The organism is Cohnella sp. (assembly GCF_041640265.1).
GTDB lineage: Bacteria > Bacillota > Bacilli > Paenibacillales > Paenibacillaceae > Cohnella.
Window position 1 is genome coordinate 1 of record NZ_JBEQAP010000075.1, and the last position, 17737, is coordinate 17737.

General features: G+C 48.6%; 14 protein-coding genes and 1 rRNA gene. 1 reads left to right on the forward strand and 14 read right to left on the reverse strand.

Going from position 1 to position 17737, the window contains the following annotated elements; translation table 11 throughout:
• Positions 1–129: 129 nt before the first annotated feature.
• The 13 genes from ACESLK_RS28230 to ACESLK_RS28290 form a co-directional block, all read right to left on the reverse strand.
• The gene (locus tag ACESLK_RS28230; protein WP_373233156.1) at positions 130–468 is read right to left on the reverse strand and encodes a glycosyltransferase family protein; all 339 of its coding nucleotides are present in this window, start codon (positions 466–468) and stop codon (positions 130–132) included.
• Between the two features lie 269 nt (positions 469–737).
• Positions 738–6353 (reverse strand): sacsin N-terminal ATP-binding-like domain-containing protein, encoded by a 5616-nt coding sequence (locus ACESLK_RS28235; protein ID WP_373233157.1) that lies wholly within the window; start codon positions 6351–6353, stop codon positions 738–740.
• Positions 6354–6644: 291 nt separating this feature from the next.
• On the reverse strand, positions 6645–7001 hold the full coding sequence (locus ACESLK_RS28240; RefSeq protein WP_373233158.1) for a hypothetical protein: 357 nt from the start codon (positions 6999–7001) through the stop codon (positions 6645–6647).
• A 148-nt stretch (positions 7002–7149) separates the two neighbouring features.
• The gene (locus ACESLK_RS28245) at positions 7150–7710 is read right to left on the reverse strand and encodes a hypothetical protein (protein WP_344915559.1); all 561 of its coding nucleotides are present in this window, start codon (positions 7708–7710) and stop codon (positions 7150–7152) included.
• A gap of 206 nt (positions 7711–7916) precedes the next feature.
• Positions 7917–8186, reverse strand: coding sequence for a hypothetical protein (locus tag ACESLK_RS28250; RefSeq protein WP_373233159.1), 270 nt, complete (start codon positions 8184–8186; stop codon positions 7917–7919).
• Positions 8187–8716: 530 nt separating this feature from the next.
• Positions 8717–9004, reverse strand: a complete 288-nt coding sequence (locus ACESLK_RS28255; protein WP_373233160.1) for a hypothetical protein — start codon at positions 9002–9004, stop codon at positions 8717–8719.
• A gap of 79 nt (positions 9005–9083) precedes the next feature.
• On the reverse strand, positions 9084–9275 hold the full coding sequence (locus ACESLK_RS28260) for a hypothetical protein (RefSeq protein WP_373233161.1): 192 nt from the start codon (positions 9273–9275) through the stop codon (positions 9084–9086).
• Between the two features lie 12 nt (positions 9276–9287).
• Positions 9288–11174 carry a hypothetical protein gene (locus ACESLK_RS28265; protein ID WP_373233162.1) on the reverse strand — a complete coding sequence of 629 codons (1887 nt, stop codon included), beginning with the start codon at positions 11172–11174 and terminating at the stop codon, positions 9288–9290.
• 535 nt (positions 11175–11709) lie between these two features.
• Positions 11710–12714 carry a hypothetical protein gene (locus ACESLK_RS28270; protein ID WP_373233163.1) on the reverse strand — a complete coding sequence of 335 codons (1005 nt, stop codon included), beginning with the start codon at positions 12712–12714 and terminating at the stop codon, positions 11710–11712.
• 224 nt (positions 12715–12938) lie between these two features.
• Positions 12939–13217, reverse strand: coding sequence for a hypothetical protein (locus ACESLK_RS28275; RefSeq protein WP_373233164.1), 279 nt, complete (start codon positions 13215–13217; stop codon positions 12939–12941).
• A 187-nt stretch (positions 13218–13404) separates the two neighbouring features.
• Complete coding sequence (gene wsfD, locus ACESLK_RS28280) at positions 13405–14922, reverse strand: glycan biosynthesis hexose transferase WsfD (RefSeq protein WP_373233165.1); 1518 nt, start codon at positions 14920–14922, stop codon at positions 13405–13407.
• Between the two features lie 12 nt (positions 14923–14934).
• On the reverse strand, positions 14935–16410 hold the full coding sequence (locus tag ACESLK_RS28285; RefSeq protein ID WP_373233166.1) for an aminotransferase class I/II-fold pyridoxal phosphate-dependent enzyme: 1476 nt from the start codon (positions 16408–16410) through the stop codon (positions 14935–14937).
• 153 nt (positions 16411–16563) lie between these two features.
• Complete coding sequence (locus ACESLK_RS28290) at positions 16564–16749, reverse strand: sigma factor G inhibitor Gin (RefSeq protein ID WP_094048749.1); 186 nt, start codon at positions 16747–16749, stop codon at positions 16564–16566.
• Between the two features lie 163 nt (positions 16750–16912).
• On the opposite strand from ACESLK_RS28290, the gene ACESLK_RS28295 reads away from it, so the two are divergent.
• A complete protein-coding gene (locus ACESLK_RS28295) occupies positions 16913–17440 on the forward strand; it encodes a transposase (RefSeq protein WP_373233167.1) in 528 nt (175 codons plus the stop codon).
• A 202-nt stretch (positions 17441–17642) separates the two neighbouring features.
• Here ACESLK_RS28295 and rrf read toward each other — a convergent pair.
• Positions 17643–17737: ribosomal RNA gene (rrf, locus tag ACESLK_RS28300) — 5S ribosomal RNA — on the reverse strand; the annotation flags it as partial.

Consider the following 17737-nt stretch of genomic DNA (forward strand, 5'->3'; position numbering starts at 1 on the left):
ACTACCTGTACCTCTAATTTTAGGAGATTTTTTCTATTGTGCACGACTTATATTTTACATATTTAGCACAATTTAGACGGGTAATACCCGACACATTTCGATGTGAGATTTAATGCAACGCTACTGATCTTACATATATCCGTTTAATTCATTCAGGATGTCAGAGATATTCATTTTATAACTTTTTAAATCCGATACCATGGATTCGTATTCCTCTTTTGTGCCCGTCGTCGGTCTAAAGTTAGCCGTTCTAAGTATTTGCCCAAGACGATCTATTAGCGTTTGAATATCTGATGGCATATTTTTATATTCAGAAAAAGTAGACTCTATCCAAACGATATCCCGATTATCTTCTGACATCGCCTCATTCCCCTCTAAAACAGGGGCCATTAATTCAATGATTGGATCACATTTTTTAACCAATGAGTTATATTCCCTACGTAACTTCTTCAGTTCATCAAGGTTCATCCCCCAAAAATAGGTTCTAAATTATCCTCATATTTCTCGAACAATATTAATTTTTTTCCCAAAATCATACGGTTGGGAATAATAAACCTTGCCGCAATTTAAACATCTCACATCACAAAGACGATTATAGACTAATTTTTCCTGTTTAGGTAAATGATCTGGTGGTGATTCAATTCTTATAACATCCAATACCCCGCCACATTCTGGACACAATAACATACAACTCGACCCCCTATTGATTCGTTTTATCTCTGTCTATCCTCCCTGTCTTACTCAGGCCATCGAAAATACACCCGTGCGCCGGCCTCGAGAATCCGGTAGCGTTCCTTGTTCGCACTGGCATAAGGATTAGAGAGCCAGTGAAATTCGGGCTTATCAAACACGTTCGTAATGAATAATACTACAAATTCCTTCGTACGCTTACTAGCATCTTCTATTGCCCTGCGCTGTTCCGTGGAACCTAACTCAAAATATGGATCTCTCCCTCTCGTAGCTTTGACCTCAATGTGAAACGTTTTCCGATTTTGCGTGATTTCGAAATCATACCCCAACCTGTCGTCGCCGGCTTCCCCGCCGAAACGGTACATGCGGTTTTCGGACTTCCAGCTGTCCGTGCTGCAAGCATTCGGGAACCGTTTCTGTAAAAACCGGTAGGCCCACAACTCGCCTACAATTCCAACCGTCATTTCTATTTGCTTGTTTTCTCTCATATTCGTGCCTTTTGATTGTCCGCCACCGCTACTTCCGTCTTTTTGTCTTCCTGGCCCCGTCTTTCCTAGTTCTATGGGAGCGAGAATGTCGCCATATACCGTATCTTCCGGCAATGTTATGGAATCCACCATGTTTGCCAATTGATGCAAGTTAGAATCGTCAGTATCAAATGGCTGGCCAAAAATTGTTGTCGTTCGTTTGGCCCTATACGCTTTCTCCTTCTCCTGTTCCAATTTCTTCTCAGCCTGTTCTAGGTCGTTATCTTGGACTTGAAGCAAAGACAATAACTCATGCCTTGATTTTACCAACATGATTCCTTCCGGCAAGACGCGGCATAACTGCCCAAATGAAGGACTCGCCAGGATAAAAGCATAAGCGTCCTTGTCTTCCCATCGACCCAGCTCCATTCGCTCCTCCAGGCCTTCACGCATCATGTGTTGGAACAAGGTCGTTTCGGAGACGTGAAGCACACCAGGTGTATCCAAACCCTTAACTTGATAATGAGCCAGAAAGGCGGACAGCATGACTTTAAGTGTACCGCGAACCAAGATTTGATTGGTCTGCCTTATGTCATATGCGGATACATTGATATCCGGAATCGTTTGTGATAATAAATCCTTAATATCTGTGAACAGTGACAACCCGCAGATCGAGGATAGCAGACCAGAATTGACTCTTAACTTGCGCAAAACTTCCATCAAGCTCCCTACGAACACTTCTTCTGGCAGCTGCCAGTATAAAGTGCACCAGCTATCTGGTAGCGTCCAACTCTCGTATTCAGCCTTACCAGCAGCATACTCATTAATGTCCTGCCGACCGGAGCGGACTTCATATCGAAGAATGCCGTAAACCAAATTCCTGAACATCCCTTTCAGGCTGTTGAACTCCTGTATGAGTTCCCGGTTTAAGATGGTTGTTCTCGGCACTGCCAACCCCACGAGCGCTTCATTCCAGGCGGACAAGGAGACGCCGAATTCGTCAAACAAACGTTGTCCCATTTGAAAATCGTTTGCTGACTCTTTGGCAAACCTAAGCAGAATCGTAGACTCCGTGGAATTGGGAAGGACTTCATCCAACAACTTTTTCAAATCGCTCTCTTCTGCTAGCTGTTGGTCTCGAAGAATCTCTCCGGCCCCATACAGCTTGAACACAGGGGCTAGCCGCTCGATCGCCCAACCAAGGTTGTGATTCAACGCATGTTCGACCGACTCAAAATTCTCTTCCGAAATCTTGACGGATTGAAGTGCCCTGATCAGCGCCGGTCGGTCCGGAACGACACTCCGTAAATCGAAATTAAGCTTGGAAAACGCGTGCTTCAAATACATCTCCATCGGCACGTTCTCCAGATATTCCGCCAATGCCGTCGCAAGCTCCTCTTCATTTCCGCGAGCTTCTTTCTCGATGAAAATCGTTTTATATTCCTTACTAGCATGGATCAGATGACGCGTCAATTCGAGCGAACCAGAGTGCTTGTCTTCCAGCGAGATTTCAATGCTCTCACAGAAAACGATCCTTGTCCCCTGAAGCTCGGACAACAACCGGGTATAAGCGGCGGACGAAACGTTGATGTAACTGTCCTCGCGGAATATAGCTACTGTCAATAGGAAAGGCAGTAACCATTGACGATCGCCTTCGATAAACATCTCGTCTGACTCTGACGGTATATCACTGTTCCACTCACTACCATCGATTCGAATCAACTGTGCCAGGTCGGAAAGCAGAGGTAGCGCTTCACTATACATCGATTTGAGCAGTTCCGCATAACCTGGCCGTCCGTCGATCAAAAGGACGGATACAAGCGGGTTTCGCTCTAAACGGACGACCAATTTCTTGTCATCAGGGATGTAGATCCTTTCCGATGTTTTGTCCAAGTCCGCCACGTGAACTTTTCTAGCTTTGGTGTACAGAATTTTGGACGGGGGCGTGAAGTCTGCAAGCCGGTGTTGATCGCCCAGCCGCTGTAGCAAAATATCCCATGCTGTCCGATAATGGCCTTTCAGGTAATTGATCTGATTCGGATTAACCTTGCCTTCAATGTACAATATCGCAAGCAAGTCTAGCAACTTGGCCGCTTCTTTCGCCCCCGTGGCTTTAAATCTGTTCAGGCCTAGCTTGCTAAACAACTCCTCCCGCCCGTTCTGCTCGAGCTCAGAAATGACAAACCTGTCCATATAGGGAATAAACGAAAAATTCGCCCTAGACGCAGCCAAGTCAACCTCAGGTACATACCATGTATCAGCCAACCGTCGAAAAGAAAATTCGTCCATCTTCTCGGCTGGGACAGGAACCCAAGCGAGCTGCTGCAGCGTTATGTAAACGAGTGAAGGCACATAGAGAGAAGGCCTTTCACCCCACATTTTGTGAATACGGAGTACCCGCCATACATCCCTCTCCCAGTATGCAGCAGAATAAACGATCAAACGGGCGAACAACCGCTTCACATCATCTGGGAAATGCTCATATCCTTTAATACCGTCTATGTTCGTGAGTTCCCTTAGCTCATACTTAAAATCACTTTCATAATTGCATCCGGCCGCTTCGACTGCATTCTTGAAAGTCGCCATTTGCCACTCATCAAAATAGCCTTCTGAAGGGGGGGTGAAGCGGTAGCGGTAACTCCAGCCTCTGAATGCTATCGTACCCCCAGGTACAGCGGGAACTAGCTTTAAGTAGTCCGTAGCTCCACAAATTTGGAAGAATCGCGCAACCCTACTCTCTCCAAACTGTTGAAAAGAAGGAGGCAGTTCACTCACGTTCAACAACTGACGGTCCAGGCCATATTGGTAAGCCGTTGCTTCGAAGAATCGCGAGAGCATTCCGGCATGGTTCGTCACACCAGTACGCTCCCAGTCGGCGGAGAAGTAGGTTTCGATTGCCGGTATCCAGCCGGAACGTGTCGGCAGCCAGATCCGTAAGAAACGATTCTGGTAGGATTCTGTCGCTCTGGAGCCAAAATAAAGATGCATCGCCCAGTCGAGCAACTCGAACAGCTGATCCGATTTAGTTGTGCTGTAAGGAACCAGTTTCGTTGGCATTTCCGGGAGGATAATCTTATCCAGAAAAGTCTGCACACGGAAATCCTCTACGAGATTGCCATTCCGCAAATACTTCAAAAAGTCACTTGTTCTCTTGCCGCCTTTCTCCCGATGCTTGTCCAGGTCTTCATTTAAATATGCGATTTTGTGTCGCATAAAAGACGGGATTTTGTCCGGGTCATGCGGAGTTGCTTCCTCCCCATCGGCATCCGCAGACTGCGAGGGGGATAAGAACACTTCGCCCAGTTGTTCCTCGTCTCCGGCTAAGTGTAGCTCACCGTCCTGCCCCAGAAGCACGTACCGGCGCTGCAGCCGCTCGGGATCAGGAAGCAGCAGCATCGCTTCGTCGTAGAATAGTTGCCAAACGGCGATGGAGCACCGTTGACTTCGCATCAACCGGGCGTACGCTTCGATCCATTCCGCTTTTCGATTATCGTCCGGATACATGTTGACATTCGCATGTTTGGCGAGCATATCAAGTGCCGGATACCGATCATCACTGATATTAGAGACGGTCCCGATTCCCAGCTTTCCAGATAGATCTTCTCTCGAAAACAGGCGATAGGACCACGTCTTTTGCAGACAGATCAAATCCGCCATGGTGCCGAATTCTTGCTGATTGTCTACGTTGCGAAAGGGCAGAATCGGCCAATGTGCCAACTCGATCTGATTCTCTTTCAGAATACGATCCACATGCGAAGCGAGGATGCGGCCAGGCTCACTCTCGCCAAGGTTCGAGCGGAAACTAAGCAAATCGATGACCATATCTCCGGACTCCGGCGGTTGGAGATTCAGTACCTGCCGGACTGCTTCTAGGAGGAGAGTTGCCAATTCCAACAGAAGCAAACTGTTCCATCTCTTCCCAGTGTCGATTCCGCCGCGATTGATCTGTCCAAAGAACGGTGCATTTAAATGCGCAGCGATTCCGGTCGACTGCCTTGTAGGCAGATAAATATAGATAAGTCCTGGTTCCCGTAGCCCTCCTTTACGAACTGCCGTTTCAATTCGTGCTTCATCCAAATCCGCCCAGCTCTGATGCAGCTCGCTCACGGCCTGGAGGATTTTGTTTCTCATCTGCGGATTGCCACTGCCTCCGATCGTCTTCGTCCAACGCCAATACGCTGCCGGCTCCTGTTCTTCCGACGAAATCACGACCTCCGAGAGTTTGCTGCCATGATCGATCAAGATGGTCTCCTTTTTGTACATCCGCTTCTCTTGCACGAAAAGACTATCTTCGTCCCGATGCTCTATATGCAGCTCGGAGATATGATCCAGAAAGAGCCACGACTGTTCGTCGAGCTCGAACATGGCTCTCTTGGTAAGCTCTAGCGCATCCGGTTGATTGAGCTCCAGACGGACAATTGTGACATACCCTTCCTCTCCGAGCTGTTTAAGGATAGGATCTGCGGCATTCGGACTTATGGGGAACGGAAGCGAGTATGGGGACAGATACTTCATTTCCGAGTAGAAAAAATGTCTGAGAGTATTCTCCCTGTTTGGATTCAAGCTCTGTACGATCTGCTCCAGCTCTACAATCTGTTGATGCGGCCAATGTTTCAAAGTGACGGGTACGCCGAAGATATCACCGAAATCTGGTACATGTTTATTCTCCAGCATTTCGATGATTTTTTCAGTCAGCAACTCAATCTTATCCGGTGCAAACTCGAAGCAGAAACCGGAAAAACCATCTTCGCTTTCCCACTTACCCGAGTAGATTTGCGGTGACATGCAGACCTGTAGTACGCTTTTGAACCCTACTCCCTTGTTGCCAACAGACTCCGAGGGTTTCTTATCGCTTAACGCGAGACTAGATAGAGATTTGAAGTTATTTTCCGTAATGGGTCTACCTGTATTGGCAAAATAGAAGACGGAATGACGCTCTCTGTTCTCCGAAAGAACCATTTTTATCTTGCCGATCGATAAAGGATCATCTAATCGCCCATTGTTTATGGCATCATAACCATTCTGGAGCAGCTCGATAACAAATCGGTTTGCATATTCGTGCTTCATGTGTTCGATGACATTGGACAAGCTCTTGTAAGTCTGATTGTCGTTCAGAATCTGATTCAGAAAAACTTGCAATTCACCTATTGTTTTGGCGGCAATCGTAGTTAACCTGTTTTCGGTTTGAAGGATCAAGTTCATCTGCTCCTATGTATTCTTTTCGTTATGTATTTGTTCGGGCAAAGCCTGTTGCTTACCTCTATTGAGGGCCAAAAAAATACTGATGTGCGTCGACACCAGTTGTATATTTTATGTTTATTTGAATTTCGCTCCAAAACTATTGATGAATAGCGACAGAAACATGCTTTATACGTGGTAATAGTGTACTTGAATTTGAAAACAGGACAGCTGCGAATATGCAGCCATCCTGTAAAATCAATCGTACTCCGGGCCTAGAACCCCACAGGACTGCTTATCGATGAAGCATTAATCCCTCTTACCACTTTTCCAGTTCAATACGCTTTTCCATCTTTTTGCTTCTTCAACTCTTTGAACTCTGTCATTACGTCGGTTTACTTTTTGGGAATAAGCTTCTCGCTCAGTGGGACTCATATCTTTTAATTTTTGAATTTCTTCTCTGGTATTTTTATCGACTCCATTACCATCTAGCTCTTTCTGTTTTCGATAAGCTCCCCATACTACACCTTGATCCCAGGCACTTTGGAGCTCAAATGCAACTTTATCCGCAAGTTCTTCTGTCGGCAATTCAATTATTGGAGCATCAAAAGTGCCATCGGTTACGAGAACAAGAAACTTACCATCCTCAATTACCGATTTGTACAAAAAAATTCGACCTCCTTTTAACATCCTAATTTCGTCATCTTTCCAAACGCAACCTGCTTACAGACCATTATCATATTCAAATAACATTATTTGAAAGGCTCTGTTACTCGGCCTCTACCTTCGTTGAAGAAGTCTAGCAAAAAAATGTTCATTTTTTGCCGAGTAACCGTCTTGCTGAGTTATGAGCTGCACTATAATACATATTGTGCTTTTTCTCGTCTCCGATGTACCGAATCGTTAAATCATATCCCTTATTTTCTAGTTTAAATTCCTCAAGACTCTGGAGCACTTCGGAAACAGCTTCCCGCATGAAATTGTTGTCGGATAATTTTTCTGTATATAAAATCTGATCTATATGGCAATAGTCTGTATAAACAATTATTTGTTCTGGCTTAATCAACCTTCTGCTATAACGTTCCAATATTTTTGGGAGCATGGATATGGCAAAGGTCAAAGCTTTTAATTCTGCATAGACAGAACGGTTAACATACCCGACATATAATTTCCTTGACTCCACTCTTGTTTCCCCGTCTCCAACAAAGCAAGCTGCTACGCTTATAATGTTTTGGTCTTGTATTGCGGAACAGTCGGAGTAAACAGTTATTGTTCCTCGATCGTGGAGAAGCCTCTGCATTTCTTTTAAACGGTCGGTCGGTATTTTCGATAGCGGATCTTTTGAGTCCGTATATCTTAACGTTCGGTTTTTCATAATGCACTCCGCCTTCCAAAATACAATCTACTCCGTGTTAGGCGATCTTAATGTTAATAAACTTGGCCCGTTTTTTCTTGCATACGTTTGCATTCTTGCGAATTTTATTGCATGCTGCATGCCCTTTATTTTTCCTTGAACGAACTGGTCAGCCGGATCATGCTGTAGTTCCAAACAGAGCTCGGCCAAATAAGATTCCAAGTACTCTATAAGCTCTTCTCTTCAGTTCTCCAGCGATCGACATATACGTTTATAGCTTCCTCTGCAGACATTTGCTGAAGAAGCTCTTCGAACTTAAGAATGACGGCAGCTGTATCCACTGCATCCGTATATCCGACCTTATCGAAAGCACCTATTAGGGTTCCTGCTGCTTGCCTCAAGTTGATTTTTGTGTACAAATTAAAAGCTACATTTTCGATAAGTATGCTGCTAGTGGAGACAGCCGACTTTTGAATAATGGGGTCCTTAGTTTTCAAGAAAAATCGTATTGTTTCAAGATAATTTGCAAAACTATCTTCATGAGGAAGTTTATCAATATGATTGTCCAAAATTGAAATCAATGACTCCACTTTTTCAGTATCATTTAATAATGACATGGGCCACCTCAATTCGTTATTATTTCTAGGCATGTCAACTAGCAATAACCACCATAAATTTACATCAAAATATGAATTTTGGGAAGTATCGGGGTTGAAAGGACATTAGGGGAATTTGAGAAATACCAGTGCTAAAAACGAGTTCTAACTAATTTTTTTACATTTTCCTTTCGTGAATGCCTTGGGGCAGACTCGCATTCTAACATTGGAGCCACGCGGCACAGATTAACTTGTGGATGTTTTATTCCATGGAATAATGTAAAAGGTTTTAGATATTTGAGAAACGAGCTGCGGTGCCGTCAGCTCGTTTCTTTCCTGATATATTCATTTACTTCTGCACCGTGCCGTTCCACTAAAAGCAATAGAAGGCGCGACGGGAGAAGACCGGTCTCTGCAACCAACGCTTCTGTCTAAGAAAGAAATTGCCGGAACATCGGTTCGAGTTTGCGATAGATTTCTCCTTCAATCTCGGTCCGAATGTCCAAATCGAGCTGCGTTCGATGCGTCGCCGGAAAGCTTCGGAACAGCTCCTCGCACGCGGCGACGGCCTCGGTCACAAGCGCGTCGAATCGGCTTTGCTTCGCGGCAGACAGTTTGCGGAACGCGTCATAGGCTTCCTGAAGATTATCCTGCTCTTCCCAATCCAATCCGCAATGCGTAGCCAAGACGATATTATAAATCGAGACTCTATCGATCATGTTGATCGCTCCTTCCCCCTACTTATCGTCACCGAATCGCTCGGTGCATAACAAATCGGCAAGCAGCGGCTTCTCCGGGTCAGCGTCCGACTGGCAGGCACACAGCGCTTCGACTCTCGAACCGTAGCGACGTCATAGCGGCAAGCGCGACTACGAGGGGGGCAACAGGATGCCGCGGAGCCAGGCAGATCAGCCAGGCGTAGACGGTGAACAAGGCCGCAACGGCCATTTGGAATCGCTCAACGCAAACCCCAGAACTCCTGCCAGTCATCTACGTACCGCCTTACCGACTGGTCAACCGCTCGTGGCCGTCGACGAACTTCCCTAGCCCCGCCTTCGCCATCAGCGCGCACTCCTCGCCGCTCGCTTCGGGCATGAACAACCGCAAAACAAACTTCCTTCGGGCTGTGTCAATGGAATACGCCAATAAGTAATACATCTCCCCGAATAGCCGTAGCCTCATCAACCGCGGCTCATCCGGTCCCGATAGCGGGCGCAGCATCGCCGATTCGATTTCGCGCACGATTGTTTTCGTGATCGCGACGGCTTCCGCCTCGCTCGTAAAATACGAGAACAGCCGCATCGTCCGCAGTTCGCAGGATAGCCCGGTCACGTTGGTCACGATGTGGTCGAATTGTCCCGCGGCTAGCACGATCGGCACAAACTCGTTCACGATCATCTGCGACAGCAAAAATTCGTTCCATATACGCATCGTGCCGAGATCGGGAACTTGCATCGCCTTCTGAATCATTCGGTTGCAGACGGAGCCGATGTCTAGCAGCAGCAAATACTCGTCCAGCAGCCCCTGATTAGTGTATATTCTCCGCTCTAGCTTGGTCGTCCAGACGAGCTGAAACGCTTCTTCGACATTAAGCTGCTTCGTCATCTGCTTCAAAACGGAGGTCAACGTGTGCCGTTTCCCGTCTGCCAAGTAATATTCGTTCTTGAACGCGTACTCGTCATCCCCCTCAGACAAGGAGTGGCTGAGCGCGATTTCCTGCAAGCAGCTAATCAGGAAGAGGGGGGTCAGCGCCTGCGGATGAAACCCGATCTTTTGCTTATTATACAGCTCCAGCAGCTCGGGAACGGCCGCCGCCTGCTTTAGCAAAAATTGCCGATGCTTTTCTGTTATTCGCTCCCCGGGGTAGACGAGCGGGGCGACGGCGTCCATTCGCTCCCGCATGAACGCCGCCGCGTCCGCGATGACGAAAGGGGCGAACGGGATCGGCTGTACTTCCTGTTTTCCGAGTTCCTCTGTCTGCTTCGAACCGGCTACGAAGCTCGTCACCCGATCGATGTCGTGCGTCCGGGCGATTTGCTTCAATTGGAGCACTCGCAAATAAAACGACTCCAGTAGCCGATTGTCCGACACCGGTTGCGGCTCGTCCAGTCGATCCAGCAGCCGCGTCGCGTAGTCCAATATTCGCCGTAGCTCCGCGATGCGGATATACTTCGGCAGTTGCATGCGAGTCACGGCGGCGATTTGCAGAAGCTTTTCATTCCAAGCCATCGTCAGGTCGACGATCGCTTGATTGGCGATGACGGGAAACTGCGGTTCGATCGCCAGATGCACTTCCGTCAGCAGCTCCGTGACGACATGACCATGGACGCTCGTCTCGCCGAGGATGCTGCGGTCGACGTTTTCGAGCGACAAGTCGCCCAGCAGCTTCGTGACATTCACCTTGTCTCGGTGATGCTTTTCGATGCGGTACAATATTTTGAGCAGCTGGAACTCCTCGAACGTCTGACGCTTTCGGTACGGCGCGGTATCGAAGCCGACCCGCCGTTTCAAATTTTCGCGCAGCCCGCTCGTGCCGAACAGCTTGTTCTTGATGTTCGCGTCATCGTACTTCCGCTCGTCGTCCCAAGGCGTCTCTGCCAGCTCGTAGAACGTCTCGCACCTAATTTCCGCGATCAGATCGTTTGCCTCGATCGGCCGGCCGTCCCACCTCGCCTGCGGATCGAACCGCCCCCGCCTCCCCTCCGAAGCCGCGACAGGAAACCATTCCTTGCGGATATAGTAGTCCAAGGTGACGGAACCGTACTTGCATATCACTTTTTCGTTTTTGAAATCGCCGTAACGCGGGTCGTCCAGAAACGAAGGGGCGTCCGGGTCGAGCCCGTGCTCACGCAGCCTCGTTTTCAGAATGTCGTCGAAAAATTGTTTCATCGCCGTTTCCCCCCATGAGTAGATGTTTGCTTGCTTAATCCCATCGTAGCGGAAAGTCCAGCACAAGTAAGTTATAAATAAGCCGAAAAAAATAATAACTGAGATACGGACCCCGACTAACCTCAGCCAGCCACTTTCGCTTCCGAAAGCGAAGACGTCAGTGTAAATGCTAGACCCCCATATTTAATATTGTCTGTGAGTGATTTTTCTGTGTTATTCTCCCATGGCTCAGTTTTATTAACACAGAGGCTTTCACAGATTAACCACTTAGCTCCTCGACACCGAAATACTCATCTTGATTTATGTGGTGTGACATTGCATTGATCCGCGCGGGATCTTCATATTAGAAAGCACCACGTCGCTTAAATAAAGATTAACCCGAATATAAAACCAGCAGCAGCATTGGACCGTAAAGTCCTAGACTGCCGCTAGTTCATTGAACTAATGTTCGCCGTTTAGTGAAATAGTTCACTGCTCACCAGTTAGAAAAACGGCTGCCATTTTGAGCTCAGCCGTTTTAATGCAAGTTCCCTATTTATGTCTTTGGTTTAAACTGATGTGGCTTCATAGAGATTTGAGCCCCGATAATACCATGTACCTTTTTTATATCCTTATAGGTGCTTTTCCACTCTTCGAATGAGTCATTAAGCGGATCTATAAATTCGTCTGTATCCTTATCAGCGTAATCTTCCCATTCCAAGCGTCTCGCAGCCTGTTTCCAAAAAGAATCCTCAATTTCTTTTAAAGATTTTGTATTGTAACTGAGCTTTTCTTGGATCGTTTCGTCAGATCCTTCCTTTGTGACGTTCTCACCAAAAACCTCTGTAACCTTTACGAGCGCATATCCATAGTTCGGAAGTGTACCTTCAAGCCAGTATTCAAGGTCAGAAATCAATCTTATGGATTGGTTTACATCGTTCTCAAATGTACGTATAATCTCTGACCGCGATGCTTTGAGCTCTAAAAAATTCACATACTTCCCCAATTGATCTATTCTCTCGGTTTCCTCGTCAAAGGCAGTTTTGCTTTTGTTTAAGCTGATTTGCAAATCTTGTGCTTCACGAATCGCCACGTTGAGATTGCTGCTAAGTTCCCTTACGGTTTCCATTTTTGTAATTGCTTCGTTTTTGAGTTGTTTCATTTCATCGAGCCGTTTCTCTACCTCCTCCAGCTTAGATGAAAAGGCCCTTCTGGAAACCCAAACGAAAATACCACCGAATAAGGTAAGTACAGCAACAATAACTGCAAGCAATGACAATAGTGCATTAATATTCCCTTCAAGCATTGCGATTCTCGACTTTTGAGTATCTATTAGTTGCTGGGTGATTTCTTCTTTCGTGAGGGTGTGCCCTTGCTGTTGAACCATTGCCTGCAGTTCTTCTTTGGTGGCCATGTCCATCTTGACTTTTTCCAAACTACTTTGTAATTGATCGTTCGTAACATAATTAGGTTCCGTTGCTGCATTGGCGTATAAACCCGCATGAAGGATATTAAATAAAATACAAAATGCCAGTATCTTAAGCTTCAATGTTTTATTCATGTGATCTCCTAGATTCAATCGTTTCTCTGAGTGTATCAGGGTAGAAAAAGCCTGAAGGGAACAGCCCGGAGCCCATTCTTGTCCTCATGCAAACATTACCACAAGCTGTTGATGACAGAATTTGTTTCACATTACTGATCGTTAGCTTTATTCCTTGAACACCATAACCTTTACCCACAAAATAATGCGGCATTAAACAATATGGTTATTGCTTTTTAATACCACTAAAAATAAAGATTCTGGGTCAGATCATTGATGCGATTTATCAATGTACTGGGTAATTCAAAAATTGAAGGCTCATGTTCTTGCTCGAATTCAATGTCGTAAATACCCAATACAGCTGTAATCAGTGAAGTATTTCCTTCATCAAATTCTTGTTTCTCCACGTAAATTCTATATTGAAAGCCATTGAATTCTTCTTGAAAACACTCAAATTTCTCCAAAGCGCAAAGTCCGTCCGCGAAGTTACTCTCAATATATTGATGTAGCCACTTGATCTTCATAAGCCCCCCTTAACCCAAACATTTTTTCACGGAAGTTAATGTCCCTTAACTTTGAGAAAATCCAGATATGGGAGGGCTCCCACCAACTTCGTTTATCATTTTTATACACATGTTTAAGTAACTATAATGTTAGAAAAACAGTTCATACGGTTGTACCCTATACATTTCATCAAGTCACCATAAGCCTTCAATCGTGATGAACAATCCGCCCCGCACCCAGCTTTCCCCTTTCAGCCGTTACGCCTGTTCCAGGCTTGCTTCCCGCAAGCTTGATCGCTCCATAGAACGCTCCGGCTATTACGCTTACTACCATCATATCAAAGCAGACGTTAAACATAAACAAATGCTTACCCAGATCGGCCTCTCCGTCTCCGATAAGCGGCACGACGCAGGAGAACGCCCCGGCTAACGCGACGACGGCCATCGTCTCCACGGCTACCCTCCATTTACCCGAGCGGTTTCTTCGCCAAACCGCGGCTAACGCAAGGGCGTAAGCGATGAAAACAAGAAAGTAAACTGCCGCGCTTCGAGGCATAGCGGCCGCCTTGAAGTCGCTCCAGCCGCTGAACGTATGCGAGATCGCCCCGGGAGGTTTGCCTGCCGAAGCATCATAATTGCCCAGGTAATAAGGACGAATGTACATCGCGTTTTCCGCCGCCCTGTCCAGCTTCTGCATAAACCGGGACGGATGCTTCAAATAATACAAAGCGATATCCTTATGGCTGAGCCGCTGCAGCACCTCCCGGTGCAGAACGTGATCGTTCTGCGGAATGGCCGTGTCCTTCTGAAAATAGTTCGTTCCCGCCAGCGGCGCGTACTTCGAGGCAATGTCCAACTCCTCCATGTCGCGCTCTAAGTGAGGGGTATCCTTCAGTACGCCGAAGAAGATCGACTGGTACAGATTGACGTGCTTTAACCGATCCGGCGCCGCCACGATCATCAGGATCGATCCGATCAGCAGAATCGCCGCTCCCGTCCACACTTGTCGTCTCCATCTCGGATCTCCCCGCAAACCGATCATTCTCCAGGCGAGCAGCGCGAATACGATACCGAGCGGGGCATTCTGGATTTTCGAAGTCGCTACCGCCAGCGCCGCTACCACGAATAAAGCGAACATGCGGCCGGCAGGCTCGTTCGACGAAGCCAGAGCGAAAGCGGACGCGACCATGAGCAGCATCGCGGTCAGCGCATACGGCTCACCGAAAAAGGATTGAAAATACGCCGCGTAACCGATATCCCCGAACACGAACAATAGCACGGCCGCCAATGACGCCGCCATGATCGTCGTCGCCGTTCGGCTCTTCATTCCCGGCGAATGACGGACAAACAGGACGACAGCCCAAATGTAGGCTGCCGCGTAACAGGCTCCGAGCACGCGAATGTCGAATACGTCTCCGTCCAGAAGCCTGCCGATCCAACCCGCTATCGCAACGAATACGACATGCGTCGAAACGTAGCCCCCCAGCGTATAGCCTCCATACCCGAGATATTGGTGCGCATAGTTAAAATAAAGCTCTTCATAGGATTGGTCCGGATGAAGCACCCGCAGTCCCGATACGCCCAACACGCGCCCGAAATCCCCGCTGTCGGCCAATCCGATCACGGGGGGAATCATAATCAATCCGATCAACAGCGCGCCTGCCGCGATTCCGGCCAGCCAAGCGATCATAACGCGAATATCCCGACCGGCCCGGTCTCTGATCATTCCTCTCACCTTCTAGCCGTCTTTATCTCTCCGAACCTGAATCTCGCGAAGCTGGGGATCTCGCGCCCCTTGAATGCGCGCGCCTTCGTGCCGCCAGCGCTTCAGTCGGTCGACGATGCCCTCTGTTATGGTTTCTCCCGGGAACAGGACCGGTATACCCGGAGGGTACGGAATGACCCATTCCGCCGCTTGACACCCGACGCTGTATTCCAGACGGACCGCCACGGCCTCGTATTCTTCCCGATCGAACAGAACCGGTTCCGGTATGGAGAGGTTTTCCCCACTTTCGAACATATGTTCTCTGATGTGTTTTGTCGCCATTCTCTTCTCTCGCCCGCGATCGGCGATCTCCAGCAAAGCCTCCAGCAGCCTCTGTCCGTCTTCCAGCGTCGTACCCGGTCCGAGCGCCAACACTACATATTTCTCGTCCGCCATTTCCGCTACGCAGCGCAGATCCTCCAGCTCGTCTCTAAGCGCAAACCCGGTCAGATTGGCCGTTTCATCGAACAGCACAAGCTTAAGCGGGTCGTAAGCGATACCGGGGCTTGCATACTTTCCGTATCCTAATGCTCGGAAGGACGTCTTCTCCAACGCTTCCGTTACTCGATCCGCAGCATTAATCGCAGAGGAGAACGTTCGTTCCTTATTACTGTACAATTGCCACCGCGCCAAGTCCAACGAAGCCATAATCGGAAAAGACGGGCTGGAGCTCTGCACCATCGACAACGCTTGCCTTATCGCCGCTCTCGGGATGCGTTCCCCTTGCATGTGCAGCATAGCGCCCATCGTCATCGCCCCGAGCATCTTATGCGTGGATTGCACGACAAGATCCGCTCCTGCCCTCAATGCGGATGGAGGAAATTCCGGATGAAAGCCGAAGTGCGCACCGTGCGCTTCATCGATCAGCACCGGGACGCCCCGTCGATGCGCCGCCGCAACGATCGGCGACAGATCGGTGCACATCCCATAGTAATTCGGCGAAGATAAAATAAGCGCCTTGGCTTCCGGATAACGTTCCAACGCCCCCGTCACTTGCCTTTCGGTTGGGACGGTCGCCAGCCGGGACAGCCGGTCGATCTCCGGTGACAGCAGCACCGCGCGGACACCCGCCAGCATCAAGCCGTGAACGATCGACTTATGTACGTTGCGCTGCGCGATGACCAGATCGCCGGGCCGGCACAGCCCGACGATCATCGCCAGATTGCCCGACGTGCTGCCGCCCACGAGAAATCGGGTTTCCTCCGCACCGAAGCATTCGGCAGCCAGCTCTTGCGCTTCGAGCAGCGGTCCTTCAGGGTGATGGAGGTCGTCCGTGTCCGACAGCTCCGTTACGTCCAGTCCCAGCAGCGATCCGTAGTAGGCGGCCGCCCGCTCGTCGCCCCACCTTGCCCTGGCCTTATGCCCCGGCACGTGATAAGAGCCCGCCCGCAGCCGCTCGTGGGCGACCAGCGCCTCGAATAGAGGAGCTTTCCGTTGATCTAGCGCCACTGTTTAATCGCCTCCTCTTGCATTGTCCTTATTATAGCAGAATAAGAACAACCTTCAGGAGCCGTCCCCCTTGAATCTGATCCGTGTATGTTTCGAGCTGGCACTCCTATTAAAAAGAGACCAGGCAAGATTTGCTTGCCCGGTCTCTCGTAATCAAACATGGAATCGCACCCACAACTGCCTTAACTGTCTGACAAAGAAGGGATATTTCTCATCTTCCGCACTCGTGTGTACCATCTCGGATTCGCATGATGTACATATAAATTCCGTTACGATCGTAATCCCCTCGTCTTTCGGTTCCCCGCATACGATGCAGGTTTTCCGCTCGGTTGCCTCCATGAGCACCACCCCCGCCTTTCCCTATTGTTGCATCTATTATGTCCCAAATTCTATGAAAATATACGTATTAATAGCCGGAAAATGGCTTGCAACATAACAATAAGCTTTCATTTATCCGATAGTAATGGACAGAAAGCGTTTTGTGCCAGGAGGAATATCGTGAATGAGCGAGCCGCAAATGAAGAGAGAAGCGACCTTTTATAATTATACACTCGTTCGCAAAATCGCTCTGCGTCCCGAGAGCAAATATAGCTATATGTCGACAGCCCTGCTGCTAGTTACTGTTCTATACTTAATCGATGGTTGGCGCGGACTGCTCTATTCGGTGCTCGGCGTCGCCATCATGCTGCTCGTGCATGCGCTCGTGCTAAGAATTACATTGAGAAGAGTCGATAAGCTATCAGAGAAAAGGTGGACCTTCCGCCGGGATTGGCCCTGGATCGGCCCTCTGCCGATTATGGATACGCAGCTCGCTCTGTTTCGCCGGCTTCACTTCCATCTGTCCCTCGTCGGTTGCTGCGTCGCCGGCCTGTTCTACCCCTGGGCGCCTTCCTCGCTCGTTATCGCTCTGGTATATTGGCACATCTGGCTGCTGACCCCCCGCATTAAGCTGCTTCTGACGCTGCGCCGTGAGCGAAGAGACGGCATCGTTCGGCTGGAGTCGAAGGAAGTGTCCTTCTACCACCAATAAATCAATATTAGCGGTCTGGCAGGCCGTTAGCTGCGCTCCTCCGGGCAGTTGGCTTCATTTAGCGGTCTGTTAGACCGTAAGCCGGAGGTTCGGGCGCTTTCCCCGCTGTTAACGGTCTACGAGACCGTTATGCTGCTGTCCCGCTGACGCTCAATCCTCCAAATAACACAAAAAAGCACCCGGTTAAGGGTGCTTCTTCTTGGCCTGGCGACGTCCTACTCTCCCAGGACCCTGCGGTCCAAGTACCATCGGCGCTGGAGGGCTTAACGGTCGTGTTCGGGATGGGTACGCGTGGAA